The organism is Ruthenibacterium sp. (assembly GCF_017421385.1).
Lineage (GTDB): Bacteria > Bacillota > Clostridia > Oscillospirales > Ruminococcaceae > Ruthenibacterium > Ruthenibacterium lactatiformans.
In genome coordinates this window covers 1-21,829 of the sequence record NZ_JAFOIN010000043.1, presented here as the reverse complement: position 1 = coordinate 21,829, position 21,829 = coordinate 1, and the positions used below count along the sequence as shown (strand labels likewise).

General features: G+C 60.5%; 12 protein-coding genes and 1 pseudogene. 5 read left to right on the top strand and 8 right to left on the bottom strand.

The features are described 5' to 3' along the window. Positions 1-234: pseudogene (locus tag IIY41_RS04825) on the bottom strand (Gfo/Idh/MocA family protein); the annotation flags it as partial. Positions 235-635: 401 nt separating this feature from the next. On the opposite strand from IIY41_RS04825, the gene IIY41_RS04820 reads away from it, so the two are divergent. From IIY41_RS04820 to IIY41_RS04800, 5 genes are all read left to right on the top strand, one after another. Further along, the gene (locus IIY41_RS04820; protein WP_287400011.1) at positions 636-2,231 is read left to right on the top strand and encodes an extracellular solute-binding protein; all 1,596 of its coding nucleotides are present in this window, start codon (positions 636-638) and stop codon (positions 2,229-2,231) included. 121 nt (positions 2,232-2,352) lie between these two features. After that, positions 2,353-3,318 carry an ABC transporter permease gene (locus IIY41_RS04815; RefSeq protein WP_050006572.1) on the top strand — a complete coding sequence of 322 codons (966 nt, stop codon included), beginning with the start codon at positions 2,353-2,355 and terminating at the stop codon, positions 3,316-3,318. Next, entirely contained in the window at positions 3,318-4,214 is an 897-nt protein-coding gene (locus IIY41_RS04810) for a carbohydrate ABC transporter permease (RefSeq protein WP_287400009.1), read from the top strand. Before IIY41_RS04815 ends, IIY41_RS04810 begins: the two co-directional genes overlap by 1 nt. Positions 4,215-4,324: 110 nt before the next feature. Continuing rightward, the gene (locus tag IIY41_RS04805; RefSeq protein WP_287400007.1) at positions 4,325-7,063 is read left to right on the top strand and encodes an MGH1-like glycoside hydrolase domain-containing protein; all 2,739 of its coding nucleotides are present in this window, start codon (positions 4,325-4,327) and stop codon (positions 7,061-7,063) included. Beyond that, complete coding sequence (locus tag IIY41_RS04800; RefSeq protein WP_287400006.1) at positions 7,060-9,051, top strand: alpha-galactosidase; 1,992 nt, start codon at positions 7,060-7,062, stop codon at positions 9,049-9,051. The genes IIY41_RS04805 and IIY41_RS04800 overlap by 4 nt, the downstream gene beginning before the upstream one ends. A gap of 77 nt (positions 9,052-9,128) precedes the next feature. Here the strand turns inward: IIY41_RS04800 and IIY41_RS04795 are convergent, their stop codons facing one another. From IIY41_RS04795 to IIY41_RS04765, 7 genes are all read right to left on the bottom strand, one after another. Beyond that, positions 9,129-11,327, bottom strand: a complete 2,199-nt coding sequence (locus IIY41_RS04795; RefSeq protein ID WP_058723735.1) for an AraC family transcriptional regulator — start codon at positions 11,325-11,327, stop codon at positions 9,129-9,131. 433 nt (positions 11,328-11,760) lie between these two features. After that, positions 11,761-12,612: a hypothetical protein gene (locus IIY41_RS04790; protein WP_287400005.1), complete on the bottom strand. Its 852-nt coding sequence runs from the start codon at positions 12,610-12,612 to the stop codon at positions 11,761-11,763. A 285-nt stretch (positions 12,613-12,897) separates the two neighbouring features. After that, positions 12,898-16,455 (bottom strand): DUF4855 domain-containing protein, encoded by a 3,558-nt coding sequence (locus tag IIY41_RS04785; protein WP_058723732.1) that lies wholly within the window; start codon positions 16,453-16,455, stop codon positions 12,898-12,900. Between the two features lie 481 nt (positions 16,456-16,936). Beyond that, the gene (locus IIY41_RS04780) at positions 16,937-18,172 is read right to left on the bottom strand and encodes an MFS transporter (protein WP_287400003.1); all 1,236 of its coding nucleotides are present in this window, start codon (positions 18,170-18,172) and stop codon (positions 16,937-16,939) included. After that, on the bottom strand, positions 18,169-20,670 hold the full coding sequence (locus IIY41_RS04775) for a hypothetical protein (protein ID WP_287400001.1): 2,502 nt from the start codon (positions 20,668-20,670) through the stop codon (positions 18,169-18,171). Before IIY41_RS04775 ends, IIY41_RS04780 begins: the two co-directional genes overlap by 4 nt. A 33-nt stretch (positions 20,671-20,703) precedes the next feature. After that, positions 20,704-21,543, bottom strand: coding sequence for an MBL fold metallo-hydrolase (locus IIY41_RS04770; protein ID WP_058723728.1), 840 nt, complete (start codon positions 21,541-21,543; stop codon positions 20,704-20,706). Beyond that, positions 21,540-21,829: hypothetical protein (locus IIY41_RS04765; RefSeq protein WP_287399999.1), on the bottom strand; the 290-nt coding region annotated here is incomplete at its 5' end. The genes IIY41_RS04770 and IIY41_RS04765, both read right to left, overlap by 4 nt.

Genomic DNA, 21,829 nt, shown 5'->3' with positions numbered 1-21,829 from the left:
GGTGCCGTTGATGACGGCATCGGCCAGCCTGGGGCGCTCCGCCAGCGCCTCGGCGCTTTCAAAGCACATATCCTCTCCAAACCCGTGCATCTCCGCCGTTTTTCTGCGGCGGATGGGGTCCGGGTCGGCCACGCCGACGATTTTGAATTTCTCCGGGTTCTGCAGGGCGTACAAGCTGTACAGAAGCGCACGATGCCCCGCGCCAACGATGATCGCTGTGATTTGTTTTGCCATTACGGACAGATCCTTTCCTGATTGATGTGATGAAAAATAAAGAGGGCAGAGCGGAACCGAACGCCGCCCGTATACAAATCCAGCATAGCGCCGCCGCCGCCGGGCAGTCAAGGGAGAAAAGCCTGAAATTGTTTTCCGGACCCTGACGGAAGGAAGAAAAATCAAATCTTTGTATAAAATGTATGTGAATCATGCTTGATTTTTGGGATAAAAATTGGGCAAAACACACAAAAAGCTATTGATTTTGGAGTTTCTGCCGTGGTATCCTCGTAAGCAGTTGGCTGCTCCGCCCTCCGGCGGGCATGCGGCTGCAGGCAGGAGGCGTACAGCGTACGGGTAAGCCGTCCGGCCTGAAAAGAGTACCCTATACCGTGTTTTCATTACATATGGAGGAAAGCAACATGAAAAAGATGAAACGCATTATCAGTGCAGCCCTCACCCTGGCGCTGGCTGCCGGGATGCTTGCAGGCTGCGCCGGCTCTTCGTCCGGAACACCTGCGGCTTCGTCCGCCGGCGGCTCGTCTTCCGCGGAGCGCGAACGCATCACAGTCCGCGTATTCCGCAGCAAGGCCTCCCATGAGGTGGCCATGGACCAGATGGACGTATTCAAGGTGATGGGTGAGATGTTCAACATCGACTTTGAATTTGACAATCCCCCGCAGGAAAATTACACCGAACGCCTGAACCTTGTGATGATGGAAACGGAACTGCCCGACGTCATCATGGAGATCCCGGTGACGGATGTGCTGAAATACGGCGAAACGGGCGTGATCCTGCCGCTGAATGATTACATTGAAAACAGCATGCCGAACCTGAAAGCGGAAATGGACAAGCGCGACGGCGTGGAGAAAGCCCTCACCTACTCTGACGGCAACATTTACTATCTTCCCATGCTGGATGAGACGCCCTCGGGCAACATCCCGTATATCGTCCGCACCGACTGGCTGGACCAGCTTGGACTGGAACGCCCCGTAACCATCGAGGACTGGGAAAACTACTGGTCGCTCGTCAAGACCACCGACCTGAACGGCAACGGAAAAAATGATGAGATCCCCTTCAGCGCCTATGAAATTGAGCGTCTGCGCAATTTCTGCACGGCCTGGGGCGTACTGGACGATTTCTACACCGACCCCACCGACGGCGGCAAGGTGCACTACGGCCCCATCGAGGACAAATACAAGGAAGCCCTGGTTTGGATGAACGACATGTGGAACAAGGGCTACATTGACCAGGAGATCATCACCACAGATTACTCGGCCTTCAGCGCGAAGCTGGCGCAGAACATCGTCGGCTCCTTCGCGGGCCCGCTCGGCGGCATGCTGGCCGCCCAGAACGCCACGATGGCGGAATCCGTGCCCGGCTTCCACGTCGCCGCCACCGAGCCGCCGAAAGGCGAGGCCGGCGTACAGATCCACACCAACATCGACCTTGTCCCCCGCGCCGTTGTGGGCGCCACCATCACCTCCACCTGCAAAAATGTAGACCGCGTTGTGGAATGGCTGGACTATATGTACAGCGCCGAGGGCCAGATGCTGCTGAACATGGGCATTGAGGGCACGCATTACACCATGCAGGACGGCGAACCCATCTTTACCGATTATATCCTGAACAACCCGGACGGTCTTTCCCCGAAACAGGCGGTGGGGACGTTCACCATCGCGCAGGGAACCATGCCCTCTGTGCTGTGCTTCAGCGAGACCAGCCAGCTGGACGATGCTGCCGTGCTGGAGGCCAAGGAGAACTGCATCATCCCGTTCCTGGAGGAATCCAACAAATATGTGATTCCCGGCACGCTTTCGTTCTCATCTGAGAAAGACGCCGAGCGCCGTGCCGCCATGGCGGATATCGAGACCTATGTGGACGAGATGGTCATGAAATTCATCACCGGCCGCGAACCCATCGAAAATTGGGATACCTATGTGGCAAAAGTGAAGGAAATGGGCATTGAGAACGTCATTGGCATCTACCAGGAAGCCCTGGACGCCTGGAACAGCTGAAACAGAACCGGGAAGCCCGCCGCGCGCCTGATGTCCGGGTGCGCGGCGTTCTCCGGCGAACACCGTATGACGGGCGGCGGGCCTGCGAGCCCCGGCCCTATTTTGGAAGGAGGACACATTTATGAAAACCGCCGTGGCCTCCAGACAGGCGAGACCCTCCCGCACCGATAAAAACGGCAGACTGAGCCATGCGGGCAAGAAGATCTGGCGCAGCAGGTATTTGTATCTGCTGCTGCTGCCCACGTTTGTCTGGTATATCGTTTTCATGTATGCGCCGCTGTACGGCGCTCAGATCGCGTTTCGTGATTTCATGCCCGCCCTCGGCATCACCGGAGGGAAATGGGTAGGCTTCAAATACTTTATCCAGTTCTTCAAATCGGAATATTTTGTACGCTTGATGAAGAACACGCTGGGCATCAGCGTGTATTCCATCGTGGTGGGCTTCCCCATTCCGGTCATCCTTGCACTGCTGATGAACGAGGTGCGCAGCAAGTATTTCAAAAAAGGCGTACAGACCATCGTCTATATGCCGCATTTCATTTCCGCCGTCGTTGTGGTGAGCCTCATCAATGCAATGCTGTCGCCCAGCAACGGCCTGTTCAACCAGATCATCCAAATGTTCGGCGGGGATCCCGTCCATTTCATGGCCGAGCCGAAATACTTTAAGACGGTGTATGTGCTTTCGGATATCTGGCAGACAGCGGGCTACGGCTCTATCGTCTATCTGGCCGCGCTCACCAGCATCGACCCCTCGCTGTATGAGGCGGCGACGGTGGACGGCGCGTCCAAATGGAAAAAGCTGCTGCACATTACCCTGCCCTGCATCCTGCCAACGATCATGACGATGCTCATCCTGCGTATGGGCAGCATCTTCACCGTGGGCTACGAGAAGATCATGCTGATGTACAACCCCGCCACGTATGAGACGGCGGACGTCATTTCCACCTATGTATACCGGCGCGCGTTCGAGGGCGGCGAATACAGCTTCTCGGCGGCGGTGGGCCTGTTCAACTCCGTCATCAACTTCATCGTCATCATCGTGTTCAATAAGATCAGCAAACGGGTAAGCGAGGTGAGCCTCTGGTAATGGAACGGACAAAACAAAGGACAAAAATCAAAGAGAGTACGGGGGAGCGCATTTTTACCGGAGTGATCTATGCGATCCTGGTCCTGTTCTGCGCTATTATCGTTTTCCCCCTGCTGCATATCGTCAGCGGTTCTTTCAGCGACCCCATGGCCCTGCTGCGCGGCGAGGTATCGTTCTGGCCCAAGGGCTTTACGTTTTCCATGTACGAAAAGGTATTCAAGGACGCCAGCATCTGGCAGGGCTATGGAAATACCATCGTATATACCGTGCTGGGCACCTGTATCAGCGTGGTGCTCACCGCCTTTGCGGCGTATCCGCTTTCCCGCAAGGATTTTTACGGCCGCAATCTGTTCATGGGTGTGTTCGTGTTCACGATGTTTTTCACCGGCGGCATGATCCCCACGTTTCTCATCGTACAGCGGCTGCACCTGCTCAATACGATGTGGGCGCTGATTCTGCCAACGGCTGTCAGCACGTACAATCTCATCATCATGCGCACGTTTTTTGAATCCACCATTCCCTTCGAGCTGGTGGAATCCGCCTCGCTGGACGGCTGCAACGACCTTGTCATCTTTTTCCGCATCGTGCTGCCGCTTTCCGGCCCCATTCTTGCGGTCATGGTGCTGTTCTACGGTGTGGCGCAGTGGAACTCCTGGTTTCCGGCGCTGTTGTACATCAGCGACCGCGGCCTGTATCCCCTGCAGATGGTGCTGCGTGAAGTACTCATCCAGAGCGATATCAGCAATATGGCGGGTTCCTCGGGTGATGTGGAGATCATCGGCGACGGCCTGAAATATGCCACCATGGTGGTGGCTACGCTGCCCATCATGTGCCTGTATCCGTTCCTGCAGAAATACTTTGTAAAGGGCGTCATGATCGGCGCTGTCAAGGGATAAGCGCGCAGGCGTTTTTTCGAAAAGCCGGGCGCGCAGGCGCCTGAGCGGCGCGCCCGCCGGAGCTCCGGCAGATGGGCGCGCCGCTTTTTTGCCATTTGGGAGGGAACAGAATGAAAACAGAATATCAGACCCACGATCTTTCTCTGCCCGCGTGGGGGCCGTATACAAAGCAGTACAGCGGTATTTCCCATATCCCGGCCGCAAACGACGGCGTCCGGTTTGACCTTGCCGTATTTCCCGGGCTGTACCGCCGCCGTGTGGATGTGCCCAACGTACGGTTTGAAAGCGGATATCACGTGTGGAAGGCCGCGCCGGACCTTTCCTGCTATACGCTGCGGCACGAGCTGGAATGGAAAGATCGCGTATACGCGGACGTTTCGTTCGCGCCGCTGGGCGAAAACACCCGTCTGGTCCGTGTGGAATGCTGCAACGGGACAGACACGCCGCAGAATCTTGTGCTGCATTATATGGCCAGCGCGCATGACCCCGTGCCCTCTTACCGCAGGTTTGCGCTGACGGGCGCGGAAGTGCGCCTGCCGGAGCACGCGGCTTTTGTGCTGGCCAAAGACTATGACGACCTGCGCTTTGCCGTGCCGCGTCCCACGGACGGGCTGGGATGGGACGGCATGCGCCGCGCCGAGGAGCCGGTGGAGGGCTTTGCGGGCGGATACGGCGTGGGGCTTGGATTCGGCTGTGCGGCCGGGTACGGGCCGTTCGGCCAGCCGCTGCCAAGCGGCGCGGGAGACGCTGTAACCTATACGTTCACGCTGGAGCAGCCGCTGCAGAGGCCCTGTCTGTGTGTGCGCTATATCAACGCAGACAGCGCAGCCTCGGGATATAGGCTTTCCTCGGGTGATGTGCTGGAGCTGCCGCCCGCACCGCAGCCGGAGGTAGCGCGCATTTGTCTGTCCCGGCCGCTGGCGACAGGCGCGCACACGCTGACGCTGACGGCCGCAGGCACAGGCGGCGCCAAGCTGGATTGTTTTGCGCTGTGCGAAGCGGCGGACAGCGGAGCGTTCTGCGTCACGCCGCGGGGGAGCGGCGCATGTCCGGAAATGGAATTGTACGAAAAAGAGGGCTTCCTCACCCTGAAATATCCCCACATCCGCGAGTGCTATGGCGTATTGTGGGACTATGAAAGCGTGCAGGTTCGGCAGATCGAAAACAGCGAGCTGGATGTTTTTCTGCGCGAAACGGTACACGACCATGTTTCCTCCACGCTGCACGGAGATGGAAAAGGACATTTCACCAACGTGTTTCTGCGCCCCATCCCGCTGGCGGCGGGACAGTCGAAACGGGTCTACGGCGCTGTCTGCAGCGCGGGCACGCCGGAGGAAGCGGCTGCGCTGTGCCGGGAGCTGCGGGCGCAGCGCGAGAGCTTTGAGGCTGTGTGGCAGGCCGCGTCACCGGCGCTGGAGCCGGCGCCCATGCTGCCCGCGGGCGAGCCCTTTGCCCTCGGCGGGCAGCTGATGCGGGCGGTGCTGTGCACCAATGTGGTATATCCCGTTTACACCCGGGGACAGTACATCCGCCACAATACCCCCGGACGCTGGTGGGACAGCCTGTACACCTGGGATTCGGGCTTCATCGGCATGGGGCTTGCACAGTTTTCCGCCCGGCGCGGGTTCGACTGTCTGAACGCCTACCTCACGCCGCCGGGCGACGACGAGGCCGCGTTCATCCACCACGGCTCGCTGGTGCCTGCGCAGTTTTACCTGTTTGCCGAGCTGCTGAACAGAACGCAGAGCCGGGCACTGGCCGAATATTGTTACCCGCGCCTGATGCAATACTATGCATTTTTTACCGGGCAGGCGGGAGGCTCCACCACGGCGGACCTGCAAAGCGGCCTGCTGCGCCCATGGGACTACTTCTACAATTCCGGCGGCTGGGACGATTATCCGCCCCAAAAGGCCGTCCATGAGCAGCGGCTGGAAAAGCGCTGCACGCCTGTGGTCACAACAGCGCACGCGGTACGGTGCGCCCGCATCCTGGCCTATACTGCGCACCTGCTCGCCCACGGGGAGGACGCAGACCGGCTGGAAAAGGATGCGGAGCGTTTCACCCGGGCGCTTCAGGAGCACGCGTGGGACGAGGGCGCCGGATACTTCGGGTATGTGCTGCACGATGAACAGGGAAGGGCTGCCGGCTTTTTGCGGGACGCTTCCGGCGTGAACCATAACATGGGGCTGGGCGGCGCATCACCTCTGTTTGCCGGCGCGTGCACTGCGGAGCAGGCCGAAGGCCTGTGGGAAAAGCTGGCGAGCGAAGAGCATTTGTGGAGCGCCTGCGGCCTTTCCACAGTGGACCGGTCCGCCCCCTATTACCGCAGGGACGGATACTGGAACGGCGCGGTGTGGATGCCATACCAGTGGATGTTCTTCAAAGCGGCGCTGGATGCGGGCAAAACCGGCTTCGCATTCCGTATCGCGGATACGGCCCTGCGGCTGTGGCAGGATGAATGCGCGGCGTCCTACCATTGCTTCGAGCATTTTATGATCGAGAGCCGCCGGGGCGCGGGCTGGCACCAGTTTGGCGGCCTTTCCGCGCCCGTGGCACAGTGGTTTGCGGCCTACTACGTACCCGGAACGCTTACAACCGGCTTCGACGTCTTTGTACAGTGCGCGCGTTGGCTGCCCGGAAACGCGGGGCTGGAAGCGGAGCTTTATTGTACGCGGCCCGGGCGTACTGCAGTTCTGGCGGCGCTTGCACCGGGTAAAATGCGCATTTCCTGCCGTTTGGGCGTGGCGGCGGAACAGCGCCACGCAGGCCTGTGGGAGATCACGCTGGACGTGGAGCAGCCGGGCCCGGTGAGACTCAACCTGCTGCCGGAGGGGAGCTGCGCCGAATGATACGCCTGGAATGGAAGGACTGCCGCCTTACGGCGGAGGGCACGCAGGTCGTGCTGGAAAATGCCGCGCTGCGCACATGCTGGAGGCTTGAGCCGGAGGGTTTGGCGCTGGCCTGCGTGGAAAACCGCCTTACGGGCTTTTGTTGGCAGAGCGCGGACGGTGCGGCACTGGCTCCGGCCTGCATGGCCCCGCCGGACGGGGAACCGGAATGGGAGGCCCGGCCGCAGGCGGCAGGCCTGTGTGCTGAGCACTGGTCCGTGCGCTGCACCTGGAGGCAGGGCGCGCGCAGTGTGAGCCGGTGTTTTTTGCTGTATCCGCAAACGCCGTTCCTCACGATATGGGCCGAATGGGAGGCTCCTCCGGAAGGGGTGTTTGCCGCTGTTCAGCAGACAGTTCCCGGCGCGACAGGCGTAGAGCGGGACAGCGCGCGTGCGGCGGCGCACAGCGTGCCCGGGGATGTTATGGCTGCCGTGCCGCTGCCACGCGGTCATCTGCGGTGGCGGTGCATACGCCTTGCGGACCAAACGGATGTGCATGACACTCTTGTGTGGGAGCAGGGCGCGCCGGTCTATCCCGCAGAGCGTGTAGAGGCGTCCGGAAGTTTCTTTACCGTGGAAGACACGCGGACGGGAGAAACACTGCTTGCGGCCCGCCATGCGCCCATAACGCCGGCGCCCGGCCCGCAGTTTCTTCTGGCGGAGAACTGCTTGTGTGTACTGCAAAACGGTTGTGCAGGCGCGCCGCCCGCCGGAACGGTGGGATGTACGTGTGTATTGGGCACCGCGCCTGCAGAGCGGTTGTGGGAGCAGTACCGTGCGTTTTACCGGCTGGGCTGGCAGGCACCGTGGCAGCGGCATGCGCTGCTGCTTTCCAACACCTGGGGAGACCGGAACAGGGACGCGCGGGTGTGCGAGACGTTCGTGCTGCAGGAGATCGACCGCGCCGCAGCGCTTGGCCTGGACACGGTACAGATCGACGACGGCTGGCAGAAGGGCACGACGGTGAATTCCGCGCGTCCGTTGGGGGGCGTGTGGGAGGGCTATTACGCGGCGGATGCGGACTTCTGGACGCCGCATCCGGAACGGTTTCCCCGCGGGCTGTACCCAGTGGCGGAGCATGCCGCCGCGCGTGGCGTAGCGCTGGGCTTGTGGTTCTCTCCGGATTCCTCCGGAGAATTTGCAAACTGGCGGCGGGACGCGGAAACGTTGCTGCGGCTGTGGAGGACCTATGGAGTGGCGGTATTCAAGCTGGACGGCGTCAAGCTGCGCACGCCGGCGGCGCGCGCGAAATACCTTTCCCTGCTGGAAATGGTTACAGCACAAAGTGGGAGGCGCGTGATGCTTCAGCAGGACATCACCGCCGAGCAGCGTATGGGATATCTGGCTGCGCGGGAATACGGCACGCTGTTTGTGGAAAATCGCTACACGGATTTCGGCAATTATTATCCCCATCGTACGCTGCGCAATCTGTGGATGCTTGCCCGGTATGTCCCGGCCCAGCGGATGCTGTTCGAGCTGCTGAATCCGGCGCGCAACACAGAGCGGTATCGGGCCGACCCCCTTGCGCCCGGACGGTATACGGCAGACTATCTGTTTGCGTCCGTTATGGCCGCGCAGCCGCTGCTCTGGATGGAGCTCTCCGGGCTGGGGCGGCAGGACGCGGCGCGCCTGCAGCAGATCATCGGTGTGTACCGTCTGCACCGGGAGGCGATGTGGGCGTGCGATGTGCGCCCGGTCGGGCAGGAACCGGATGGCCGCTCGTTCACAGGCTTTGCATTTACAAGTCCCTGTGGGCAGAAGGGATATCTCCTGCTGTTCCGTGAAAATGTGCCGGAAAGCGCCTTCACCTTTACGCGGATGCCGCAGAAGGCCCGGCTGCGCCTGCTGTGTGCAAACGGCCCGGTTGGGCAGGGATACACGCCCGCAGGCGACCTGTGCCTGCGTTTTGCAGCCCCGCGCACCTATGCGTTTTATCAGTGGCAGACATAAAGCGCCGGCCAAAGAGGCGCACAAAAAACGGCAGGGCATGCACGCCCTGCCGTTTTTGGCAGAAAGAGAGGAACCGGTCAGCCTGCGTTGTCCCCGCGGCGCACCGCCGAGGGCGAAATGCCGAACCTGCGGCGGAAAGCCTTATAAAACGTGTTTTGCGTGGAAAAACCGCATTGTACGGAAATTTCGGTTATACCCAGCTCAGAGCCGCGCAGAAGCTCCATTGCACGGGAGAGCCGCAATTCCTCCACATACTCGGTAAAGCTCTTGCCTGTCTGGTCCTTCAAAAACTGTGTGACGTATTTTTTTGAGATATGGAACTGTTCGGCAGCCATGGCGATGTTGAGGTCCGGCCGGGTGTACTGTTCATTCAGCCAGGCGAGAACGCGCCGCTGAAGAGCTTCGTTGTGGCTGCGCTTGAGGGAATCGACATGGCTGCATATCTCAAAGCAGCAGTCGCGCAGGTTCTGCACCTGCCGCCTGGCGGACTGCCGGTTATCATAAGAGCAAAGATAGGCGATGTCTTCGCACTCCACCTTTTGCGCCGCGGCGATCAGCACACCGCGCACGCTGAAGAATGCCTGCTGAAAGTTCTGCGGCGAAAGATCGTCCACATGGAACAGTTCGCCGATGAGAGACTGCGCTTCCTGTGCGCGGCCGGATAAAAGGTATTCATTCAGCCGTTCCAGACTGGTGATATCGGTTGTCGTTACACGGACAAGGCTTTCGCCGCTCAGATAGCATACCTTTTGTGTGCGGTCGGAATAAGCGGCCATGTTGCGCGCCTGCCAATATACAGAGGAAAGCTGTTCCAGCCGCGTAAAACGTCCGCTGAGAATCAGCGGTTCCGTCATTTCCAAAAGGCCGTGCAGAGCCTCGGTCTGCCGGCACATCTGTACTTGCTCGGCTTCGGTACCTTTGTCCAGCGTCAGAACAACGAGTACGCTGCCCTCGGTGGTGTTGTAAACGAACTGCGTGCGCCCGTAGCTCTGGCGCACCTGCTCCGCGATCATCATCAAGCGCAGCTCCTCGCCCACGTGCGTCTCTGTCTGCCGCTCCTGCGCGGGGATCAAAAGAAGATAGTTGTAGTCCGTCAGATGCATCTGTTCGCACATTTTTTTCTGTTCTTCGGCCGTGCCCGCTGCGCCGGTCTTTAAAAATGCTTCTACGCGGCTATGGTCCAGCTCGCCGCGGGCGCGTTCCAGTTCAGCCGAAAGCTGGCTGTGGTTGCGCAGCTTCTGGACGAGCAGATCGTTGAACAGACGGGTGTTCGCCGTTTCGGCATCATCCAGCGTGTCCAATATGGGCTTGAGCTGGCGCAGCTCCCACAGCGTCATTGCGGAACTGAGCAAAAAGCAGCCCAGCAGCCCAGCGCCGATGTAAAACCATATGGCGCGGTTGACGGCGCGCAGGTTTTCGGCGTAAACGGAATAGGGCAGGCCAATCACGGCGCTGGCGCCAAGGCTGGGGATGCTACGGGAAACAAACAGATACTTCTGCCCATCATACCATTCGATTCCCGTTTCATTTCCGGAGAAGGAGAGGGCGGCCCCGTTGCAGCGGTACTGGCTCAGCAACGTGCCGTCGTCCCGCACGAGATAAAACAAGCCGTCATTGCGCCATTTTTCCGTGGGCAGAAACAGGTTGGACAGAGTGCGTTCCCGAATCAGTATATTGCAGGCACCGCGGAATTGTCCGCCGGAGTTGATGAACGGCTGCGTGATCGTCAGATAGGAATCCGGATAATTCGTGCGGTTCAGCACAACGCTCTGTGCGGGCAGGTAAAGCGTCTCACGCGCGTCCTGCCATGCGGCCCAGGTGTCCTGGGGGACATCGCGGTACTCCAGCGCGCCCGGATAAAAGCTCTCATATCCGGAAAAAACGCGATAAGGGTCGATCACAAAATGGTTGCGCGCAAAGGTGACGTAGCTGTAAGCGGTGTAAGACATGCTGTAAGTAAGATCCTGAAGCAGTGTGGAAGCGTTGAAAGACGTCATGTAGTCGCCCATCAGCGAATCGTCATCGCTCACGGCCAGCAGTTTGTAGGAATCGTCGTTGAACAGCTTGTTCGTGGTAAACCGCAGGTCGCTGAGATATCCTTCAAAGGTGCTCACGGCAGTGGCGAGCTGTTCGGCGGCGTCGGTGAGCTGCGCTTTTTCAGTCTGCTGGTGCATCAGGCCGTATAAGGGAAAAAGAATGACGCAGAACACGAGAGGTACGACCAGATAACGTGTCAGGCGGCCGAGCCAGATGCGGATGATCCATTTGCTTCGCATGCGCTTCTCCCCCATATACAGTCGTCCGGGGGTTGGTTTCCCGGGCGTTCTTGATAAACTAATTATATCATTATCCGGCAGAGAAAACAAAAGTACATCTGAAAAATGGCTTTGGAATCACAAGAAAAATCCACAATGCTTTTTACAAAATGGAGAGCGCCGCTGTTTTTCAGATGCCCGCAGCAAAAATTTCACCCGGCGGAAGCCGGGCGAGTGATAAAGATGCAGCAAAACAGCTTTTGGAAAGCTTTTACGGTTGTTTTTTGCTTCCGTACCCGGAGCCTATGAGCCGCCATGTTCCAAATGGGCGACAACAGTGCGCTGCAGGCGGGTTTGTTTTGGCAGCGCAGCGGGAGCTGTTTCCATTGAATGGTCACAAATAGAAGGATTGGTTTTCGGGGCCTGCCTCGTATATCTCATAGTCGTTTCCAAATCAGAGAATTCCGGAGTCCTCCGGCAGGAATGCGTCCAGCGCGGGCCAGAGAAGCCCGGTGCTGCACAACACGGCCAAGGGCTTACCGTTCTCATACAAAGACGAAGCGTGCAGAGCAAAGAAGCGCTCTGCCTGTTCGTAGGAATCGCGCAGCGCATGATCTGAAAGGTGGGCAACCGAGAGAATGTATACGGACAGAGCAGGGCAGTGTGCTGCAATGCCGGGCGGAAGCGGTTCGCTTGAATCGACCGGGACGGTATTCAAACTCCAATGTACCGACCCGGAACAACCGGCAGGAAAGATGCCGCCAGCCCCAAAAGGCACGGTCAAATATGAACTGGCCGGAACGGGCTTTAGCCTCCAGCAAAAAGCGGAAAAGCAGCCCATAGTATCGGGAAAAATCTCTTCCGAAATACCGAGTGAACGGTATTTTTCCGCATGCGGCAGGCCGAAGCCAAATACAGAGCTCAAAGATGTATGCCGTTCGGATTCTGTAAGGAAAGTGCGTGGGAGAAAGAGCAGCGTGGTGAAGGGGGGCTGGAGGAAGAGGACTATCTGTTTCGGCAGCCCGGTGGGGATTCGAGGGTGCCGGGTACATTCACATTCCGGTTCAAAAAGATTCTGCAAGAGGGCGATTTGCCGGACAATTTGAACGTGCACAGCCTGTGGCATACAAACGCCAGCATGCTCATTGCTCAGGGTGTAGATGTAAGTCTGCTGGGGCACGCACAGCCAAGCGCGACTTTGGATATCTAAAGACACGCTTTCGACAAGAACAAAAAGCTCGCACAGCAGAAGCTGGCCGAGGCATGGGGTTATGGAGGAAAAGAAAAACAGCCCTCGGAATTCCAAGGGCTGTTTTGGTGCGCCCGACTGGATTCGAACCAGTGGCCTTCCGGGTCGGAGAACTGTGACAGACAGATTTAAATGGCGTAACCGTGTTGCTTGTAGATGAAATGCACAAATTATAAAGACTGGTAAAAAGCCCGCGAAGCCTTTTGCCGTCGGCCTTCGCAGGCTTTGTTCTGGTAGCAGTCAAACAGTAGTCAGAACCGTTGAATCAGGCCTTGTTTGAAAAATCAGGAAAGCTATACTTAATCAACAAAATAGCGATAGAGGCCAGGTGAACAAGGATCGCTACTTTTTTTCGTTCGGAGCGCGCCGCTTAAGGTGCAAAAGCAGTATGAGCATTCCCGCGCACAATATTGCGGCAAGGCTCAACAGAAACAGAGGCGCGTAGTCTCCTGTCTGAGGAACGTTGACGGCGGATGGACCGTTTCCGCCGGAGGATGACGTGCCGCTGTCCGGAGCGGCGCCCGGAGCGGAAGAACAGCCGGAGGAAGGAGCGCCCGAGGAGGATATGCCCGAAGAAGCACTGCTTGAAGCCGGGCCGCCGGAGCTGTCGTCAGAACTCACATCCGGCTCCAGAGAGGTGCGGTACGGCTGGGGGGAATAGGTGCCCCGAATGGCCTGATAGGTAAAGTCATACAGCGCACGGGCCACGGGGTCGGCTTTGCCGGTATAAGGGTTTACTCCCGTGGATGCTTCCAGCAGCGTTTTGATGCCGTTGTACCAGTTTCGGTATACGCGGCTGTCGGGCCCGATGAAACCATATTTCACGCCTCCGTTCAGGTAATCCAGATATTTGTTGTATTTATCCAGATCGTTGAAAACGCGGTCGTCCATTTCCAGCTCCATACCGAGACCGTACATTTTGGCAAGTGCTGCCGCGTCGCGGATACGGTCCTGCGAGGGGCCGCCCGAGGGGAAGAAATGGTTGGGCTGCAGAGCGACGGCGGAGAGCCCCATATCCCCGCCGCGGTTCCAGCCGCTGGCATTGTAAAAGGGAATCCAAAGCATGGGATATCCCAGCGTCTGCGCCTTTTCGGATGCATAACGGATGAGTGAACTGCGGTAGTTTGTTTCATGCATCCAGTAAAAGCCCGCAAATTCCAGGTTTTTATAATCCGCCGCTTCAAAACGTCGCAGTGCTTCTGCAAGATACCAGTTCAGTGCTTTCTGCGCGTCTGTCTCCCCGGAGAGATTCAGCGCCGCGCCGTCAAGCATGCCGAAATCTGTGCACAGCGCGTCGGGGAAGGGGACCATAACGGTCACTTTCATTTTAAGCCCCGGACGCCCCAGCTCGGCGGCTGTTTCTGCCACAGCGGCATCCAGCGCGTCCATGTCGCCGCCGCGGTCGATGGTCTTGGAAATGTAGTTCTGCCAGTCGGCCAGGTTGCTGGGCGTTGCGCCGTAGTCGCTGCTCTCAATGAACAGATGCCCTGTCTCAGGCGAGGACTGCGCCAGGAACAATGCGCTGTCAAACATCACATCCTGGGCGCGCCCGCTTTCATCCACATAGGCTGCATAGGGCTTGCAGTCCGCCTTGCTCCAGTTGCCGTAACCGGGGTTGCCACCGTAATCCTTGTAGGGCCCGTTGTACATCAGCACCATGTCCCGGATGCCGCCTGTCTGCGGCCCGGACAAAAGGAACGCGCCTTCAAAGTCCGCGTCCTGAGACAGGGTCACCGCATCTCCGGCTTGCGTCTGGCCCAAGACCTCCAGTTCGTCGAAAAACAGCCAGCCGTTCAGCTCCGCGTCCACGCGCACATACCGCGCGGCCACGCGGGCGGCGTCTGTTTTGCTGCCGGGCTGGCCCGCGCCGCCCAGCCATTGCAGCGTGTGCACGCCGTCTGCCGCTGCGGAGGTTTTTTCATCATACAGCGCGGCCCAGGTGAGTCCGTCGGAGGAAACATACACAGAAAAGCGCGAGGGCAGGCAGATGCCGGAGCCGCTTTTTTGCAGGAAATTCATGCTCACCTGCTCCACCGCACAGATTTGGCCCAGGTCCACGACTGCGGTGCGCAGCGGCCATTCGCCCGAATGTCCCTGCCAGGCGGCGTCATACATGTCCGTGCTGCCGAAGGATGCGTCCGTCAGCTCCTTGCCGTCTGTGTCGCCGTAGGCGTCCGGCGCGGCGTGGGAGACTGTATAGGGCTTGTCCAGCGCAAGATTCTGCGGGCCGTCCGGTGTGCCGACCAGCGTGCCGGCTGTTGTGCATTTTCCGTTTTTGCCCATGACAGTCAGCTCGTCGAACGCCGTCCATACGCCCGAACAGTCGAACGAGATGCGCAGATATTGAAAATAGACCATATCGGCGTTTTCCGTTGTGGAGATGAACGCGTCCGTTGCGCCGTTCCACACATATTCGCCCACACCGGGGTCGGTTACGGAAAACGGGGCGGGCCCGAAACTCTTGAGCGTCACCCATTTTGCTTTATTGTCCGAGACCTCCAGTTTCAGGCCGCGGGGCAGAAAAACGCCGTTGGCGGTATCATAAAGAGCGCGCAGACGGATTTCAGACACGGATTTTTTGCCGCCGAGGTCATATACCATCGCTGTGCGGTTGGCGTCTGGTGCGGCGGGATTTGTGCCGTTGAAGCTCAGCCAGTCGGAGTCGTTCCAGGCAGGGCCTGCCGTCACACTGTCCGTCAGGATCGTGGCGGGCGCGCCGTACAGCAGCTCGCGCGGACATTCCAAAGCAAGGCCGTCGGCCAGATCCACGCTGGGCAGGTCGTCCGGCGGTACGTCGGTGCCCTGGTCGGGCGTTTCACGGTCGAATATCTCGATCTCGTCGATGAACAGCCAGATCTGGAAATTGATGTGCAGTTTTACATACCGGGCCTGCGCCTCGGGGCATTTTTCCTGGGGCACGGTGTAGACGAAGCGCTTGATGCCGCTGCCCTCGATGATTGGGGCGACATCCGTTTGGGCCAGTGTGTGCCAGCTTGCGCTGTCGTCGGAAAGCTCGATGCGCACGGAATACGGCGTCGGGATGCCGGAGCCTTCTTCGCGAAGAAAATTCATCTTGACCTGTTCAAAGCGTTTGGATTCTCCCAGATCTACGATGAATTCAAAGCCGTCCTGCACCTCATTGTAATAACCGACCCATTCCGGCGCTTTGCAGGAAAGCGCACGGCTGTAAACACCGTCCGTGAGCTGCCCGCCGTCATCCGCGTAGCTGCCGGAGGCTGCCCACGCGCTGGTATACGGGCGTCCGGCGGCAAGGTTTACGCAGTCGCCCGGGTCCGGGTCCACCACGGGCGGAGGCTCGGGCGTATCGGCTTCGGTGCGCACGTCGATCTCATCCACGCAGACGTAATGGACGGCGCCGTCGGTGATCTGGGACGTCGCGATATCAAATTCATAGCGCAGATACCGCGCTGTGACAGGCGCGCCCTCCGGGCAGGCCCATTCGTGGCGGTGGCCCCACTCGGCAGCCAGCTCCGCATTGTCGAAGGTGGCAAGCGGGGTATAATCCGTACCGTTTTCAGAGGCGGAGAGCGTGAGGTTTTCCATCTTTTCCGCCCAGCCGTTGACGATGGTACCGATGCCGGAGGCGTACACAGTGCGGGTTTCGTGCAGGTCTACGGTGAATACGACATGGTTGTCCGTGCCGTCGGCAGCCGTCTGCACGTAGACCCAGCCCCCTCCGTCCACATTTTCCTGCGCGCCGTATACACCATCCGCGAGGCTGGCTTCGCTGCCGTAATAAATGGCGTGGCTGGAATTGACGGTCATTTCAGGGTCGAGGGCAGGGATGCTTTTGGCCAGGGCGGGCGTGCCCATGCACGCAACGGCAAGGGCCAGAGCGGCGCACAGCATGCGCCGCAGCAAGGGATGATGCTGTTTCATGATTCCTCTCCTTTTTTATTTTTTCTGTAATGGCAGCTTTTTCGCCAAGCTGCCTGCGAATAGAGCCTTCGGCCCCGTTTGCCGCGCACGGCGGGCTTCGGCGGTCGCTTCGCCCTACATGTCTCGGCATTGGCCTGCAGGGCGTCGCGGGGTCACTTTAAATGAAAAAGGGGGGTCTGCGCGCTAAGAGCCGCGCTTTCAGCGCGGTTGTCCGCAAGGGAGGCTTCTCACCGCTCCGACACGCGCCTGCGGGCGCGGTCGCCACCTCCTTTTTGGCGGCGTTCGCCGCGTGGCCTGCACTTTGCCGCGCAAAGATGCATGGCTTTGCCGCCGCCGGCTTTTTCCCCGGACGTTTTATTGACTTCTTTGCCTTTTTCGACCGTATGCTATAAGGCATTCTTTGGCGATTTGGTTTGTGCCGCGCTTGAATTTTTGTGGTGCTTGAAAACAGGGAAGGCCCTCTCCGGCGAAGGATACGGGCTTATCCGCGCAGGCGCTTCCATCCATGTGCCGCGGCCGCACACAAAAGAGAGGCTGCCAGCGCCCCAGCGCAGAGGCCCGGCAGCGCCGCAGGCCAGCCGGAGCGTTCCAGCAGCAGGCCCATGCCGTAGCCTGAAAGCGTGCTGCCCGCGTAGGTGGCGGAGTTGAGCAGCCCGCTCAGCGCGCTGACGCGGCCCGTGTTTTGCAGCCGCAGGGGCACCAGAGTGACAAGCATGGTGTTTACGGCCAGCATCAGCGCGGCGCACAGGCCCAGCAGCGCCAGACAGGCCCAGAGCGGCAGCCGCACGCCCAAGGCGGGAGCCGCCAGAAGGGCGCATGCGGCCAGAAACGCCGCTGCGGCCGTGACGGCTTCGCTGTGAAATATATGGTCGTTTGCCCATTTGCCCATGTATACGCCGCACAGGTTCACAAGGGGAAGCGTGAAGGTGAGCACGATGGCGAAGGTGTTGTCCAGCCCGTAAATATCATGGAGGTATGTTGGCGTCCAGGTCTGGATGCCGTCGCGGATCATTCCGCTTGCCAGAGCCGCAAGGCAGATGAGCGCCAGCACGGCCGGAAGACGATGGGGCAGGGGGCGGGCTGCCGCGCGCGCGGCGCTGCGGGCGGGTGCGGCGGGCAGCGGAGGCGCCAGAACACGCATCCCGCGCAGCCAGCACAGCGCGGTGGCTGTGAGGAACAGCCCTGCCGCGGCGAACACCGCGCGCCAGCAGCCCATTGCGGAACAGAGTGCCGCCAGCCCGTAAGCCGCCAGCGTGCCGAAGGGCACCGTCGTGGAGTAGCGCACGCTGGCGCGCATGGCCTCTACACCGGGCAGGCGTTCGACAGTGAGACGCAGAAGCGGAGACCACACAGCGGACTGCGCCGCGCCGTTCAGTGTCCAAATTACAGCCATAAGGACGGGGGAAGAAGCGCAGGCTATGGCGAGGTTCAGCAGGCCGGAGCACAGCACACCGGAAAACACCATGCGCACGGGGTCCAGCCTGTCGCCGGCAAATCCCCAGACGAGCTGGAAATTACCGTATCCGACAAAAAAACCGCTGCTCACGAGGCCCAGCTCGCTTTGTGAAAAGCCCGCTGCCGCAGAGATTGCAGCCAGGCTGGCCGTGAAGTTGAGACGGCCGATATAAGTGCTGAAATAGGCTGTCCAGCACAGCGCGAAAAACAGGTGCTGCCGGCGCAGCCCGGTGATTTTTGCGGGATAAGTGGCGTTGTTCAAGGATCTGCCTCCGTCTTTTCATTGTTCGGCTTCCGGCGCGGGGGCCGCCCCGGTTTATAAGCGCGCGCCGGACGCTCCGCCGCGCAGATCCACCGGGGTTTTCCCGGAGTGACTGTCCCGGCCGTCATCCCGGAGGAAAAGCGGACGGCGACGGCGCGTTCCCGCGTCAGCCGCACGCTCACCTGCGCGACCACATCTTCCGCCGGGGTGACCACAAGGCCCTCGCCGTCCGGGGTGCAGGAAGCGTTGTAGCATTCAAAATGGCCGTCCCCGGTCTCTGCGATATATGCTTTGGTGAGGACAAGCTCGCCCATGGCCTTGAATACCTCATGCACATCGTTGTCGCAGGCGGCGCCCTGCGTCACCGCGCCGCCCATGGCGGTGTAGCCGGAGACCTGCGTGTGCGGCGGCGCGGTCCACCAGCTGCTGATCATCGGCACGTATTCCTCGCCGATGGTGCGCTCCGCATGTCTGCCGGCCACCCGGCCCTGCGCCGCGGCGGCTTCATCCTTTACAAAAACACGTGCCTGCCGCTGGGGGTCGGGCACGAACGCCCAGCGCAGTGTGCCGTCAAGCCCCATCAGCTGTGCGCAGGCGCCCATGGCGTTCATGCCGCGCTCCAGATATCGCACTTCGCCCGTGAGCTCATACAGGTGGAACAGGCCATAGATATTCCAGGCCGACCAGCCGTGGGGCGAATTCATCATTTGGGCACGGGGCGCCGAAGGCGTGCCGCCCATCTCCACATCGTATTGCGCCTCCCAAAAGCGCAGCGTGCCGCCCGCCATCCGGCAATCCGGGACAAGCGCCTGCTCGTGGGAGGCGTGCTTTTCCAGAATCCGGCGGGCGGCCTCGGTATAGCGCTCCCTGTCGGGGCTGTCTTCCGCAAGCATCAGCGCGAATTCGCTCAGCTGTGCGGCCGAGCATGAATTCGCCCCGTCTTCGTAGCAGGACGCGGTAGCGCCCTCCGTTTGAAAATTCCCGTCCAGCCCGGCAAGGTGCTCCATGGCGCGGTACAGCGCCGCCATATGCCGCTCGGCCCGCCCACGCCACAGCGCCCGGTCTTCGGGCGGAATGCGGGCGTCTTCGGCGCGGGCCAGCTGTGCCCGGACAAGCTCCATGATGGATTTTGCAGGGTAGATGACGGAAGTATAATCCGTATCCCCCTTATAGAACCCGCCGTCCTCCCGCTGAAAACGAAGCACGAGCTCCGCCAGGCGGTGCGCCTGCTCCAGGTCTGCAATGTCCGCTGTGCATGCATACCGGCAGACAAAAATACCCAGCATGGACGAGTGGTTCTGAATCCTGTCCTTCTGTACAAGAGGAAGCCCGGTCCCGCTTTGGTACAGAAGCGGGTATACCTCATGAAAGCGCCGTTCGAGCCTGCCGTCGAGCACGGCGTCGGGAAAATACCTCCGCGCGGTGTAGGCAGAATAAAAGCCGTACCAGCTCTCCGCGTGCGTGGAGGCCTTCTGCGGCGCGTCGGCAGCGGCCTTGCGGGCCGCTTGGATGTACCATGACCAGGGGCGGCGCACAAAGAGGCACATTTCGGCCTCATACCCCGCCGCATTGCGCACACGGGCCGTATAAAGGCCGGGGGCGGCTCCTGCGGCGCGGAACAGCGCGCGGTAGACGCCCGGCTTGTCCGGCTCAAGCGGCAAACGCCGCGTCCCGCCGTCGGGGCCGTTCAGTGTCAGCGTATTTTCCGGCAGGGGCGAACGGGAAAAGACGGTCACGCGGCACGCCTCGTCCGCGGCGAGCGTATAGCGGCCGGCGTGCAGCACCGGCAGAAGCGACGCTGCGGCAATGGCGGGTTTGATGGCTCCAATGCCATAAAGCGGCCCCACGGGCAGAAGCGTGACGTGCCAGGTCTTTTTTTCGCCGGCGGAAAGCCTGTCAAGGCCCTGGGGATGCCGGGCGGGCAGCCGTCCCGGCTGGAGGAGATCCAGCGAGGCCGTGAAGATCCCCTGTGCGTTTTTTTCATAATCCAGCGTGTAGGACGCCGTGGGCGCGTCGGTGAACAGGGCCAGCAGCCTGCCCGAGGGCGAAGAAAAATAACCCCACAGGTGCGTTTTTTCACAGCGGAGCAGTGTGGGGAAAAGCTGATCGTTGTAATCGGGATACTGTGCCAGAAATGTATCGAAGCCCAGCCGCAGGCTCGCCCGGAAGGGCGGCGTGGCGGTGTCCGCCTCATTCTGCAAGGCTGCGGAAACCGTGAGCCGTCCCGCTTTGTCCGCCGCGTAGGAAAGCGACAGCGCAAGCGCGAGCCCGTTTGCCGAAAAGCGGCCGGTGTAAACGGGCCGCCCGCTGCGCCGCACGGCCGACAGCGGCACCTCGGCTCCGTCTATCAGCCAGCACATGCCCGCATAGGCGTCCCGGCGCATAGGGACCCCGCAGAGCGCGCCGCCAAAGCGGGCGTGCAGGCGTCTGAGCCTGCCGCCGCGGTGGTCGACCAGCCAGTCCGGGGTGCGAAGAATCTCATTTGGAACATTTTCCATAGCCGTCCTCCGTTTGGATGCCCGCCGGGCGGTTCACAGCTCCACCGTCATGCCGTCGTAGGCGGGCTCGATTTGATAGGGGGCCGCGTTCCGGGCGAATTCATCGTGCAGCCAGCCGCCGTTGTGGGAAAAATGGTTCGCGATGAAACGTGTATTCGGGCCCGCCGCGCCGGCTTCAAGAAGCCGAAGCCGCACGGCGGCCGCGTCGGGCAGGCCCATATGGCCGTCGTTCTCTCCGTTTTCAAAACGGCCGCTTGTGGAGTCCAGGCTGACGGCGCTCAGCGGTGCGGCGCGCCCTGCCAGAAATTCATACACCTCCGGATAGAACCGGCCGGTATCGTGGGCGTACAGAAGGCTGCGGCCCTCCCGCTCGATTAAGTAAAACAGCGCCTGCTCGGTGTCCATGTGCTTTGCGGGAAGCGGCGTTACACGATATGGCCCGGCAGAAACGCATTCAAAGGGCCGCACAATATGAAACCGCAGGCGCTGCTCCACGTCGGGCACAAGCTCATGCCCGGCGGCCTTGTAGAAGTAATCCCGCACGGCCTCGTTGCAGAAGATATCCAGCGTAGGGCTTTTCATGCCGTGGGAATAGCATCCGCCGCGGTTGACAAGCTCGGCGGGGTAAAAGTGGTCGGTGTGAGAATGGGTGACGAGCAGCCAGCGCACGGCGGAGAAGTCCAGCCCCTGCCGCAGCGCGTGCAGCCAGGCGTCGCAGGGGAAGTCCAGCAGCAGCGCGTCGTCCACCAGCGCCTGGGAGCGCGTGCGGATGTTCCTGCCGCCCAGCCGCCGCGCCGCGCGGCAGCCGTCACAGTTGCAGAAAGCCGCAGGCCAGCCCTCGGCTGCGGCTGTGCCCAGATAGGTAAGCTTCATGGCATATCCTCCTTGTTCCGGCGCTGCTGAGGACACGTCCGGTAAAATTTTACGCTCACCGGGGACAGGCGCAGCGGTTCCGCATCTGTGCCGTCCAATGCATTTTCAAGGCGCAGGCCGTCCGGCAGCACGGCGCGGGCATCGTCCAGGCCGCAGTTTACAAGGCCCAGCAGGCCGCCGCCCTGTGCGTCCTCGTAATAAAAGGGGGCGAGGTTCGCGTCCCCTTCCACAAAGGGCAGCTCCGCGCAGCCCGGCATCCCGCGCAGCAGGCCGCGCAGCTGCGCGG

Excerpts from the sequence above, each read along its gene's own strand:
- IIY41_RS04820 (WP_287400011.1), top strand. The coding sequence starts at position 636 with ATGAAAAAGATGAAACGCATTATCAGTGCAGCCCTCACCCTGGCGCTG.
- IIY41_RS04815 (WP_050006572.1), top strand. The coding sequence starts at position 2,353 with ATGAAAACCGCCGTGGCCTCCAGACAGGCGAGACCCTCCCGCACCGAT.
- IIY41_RS04810 (WP_287400009.1), top strand. The coding sequence starts at position 3,318 with ATGGAACGGACAAAACAAAGGACAAAAATCAAAGAGAGTACGGGGGAG.
- IIY41_RS04805 (WP_287400007.1), top strand. The coding sequence starts at position 4,325 with ATGAAAACAGAATATCAGACCCACGATCTTTCTCTGCCCGCGTGGGGG.
- IIY41_RS04800 (WP_287400006.1), top strand. The coding sequence starts at position 7,060 with ATGATACGCCTGGAATGGAAGGACTGCCGCCTTACGGCGGAGGGCACG.
- IIY41_RS04795 (WP_058723735.1), bottom strand. The coding sequence starts at position 11,327 with ATGCGAAGCAAATGGATCATCCGCATCTGGCTCGGCCGCCTGACACGT.
- IIY41_RS04785 (WP_058723732.1), bottom strand. The coding sequence starts at position 16,455 with ATGAAACAGCATCATCCCTTGCTGCGGCGCATGCTGTGCGCCGCTCTG.
- IIY41_RS04775 (WP_287400001.1), bottom strand. The coding sequence starts at position 20,670 with ATGGAAAATGTTCCAAATGAGATTCTTCGCACCCCGGACTGGCTGGTC.
- IIY41_RS04770 (WP_058723728.1), bottom strand. The coding sequence starts at position 21,543 with ATGAAGCTTACCTATCTGGGCACAGCCGCAGCCGAGGGCTGGCCTGCG.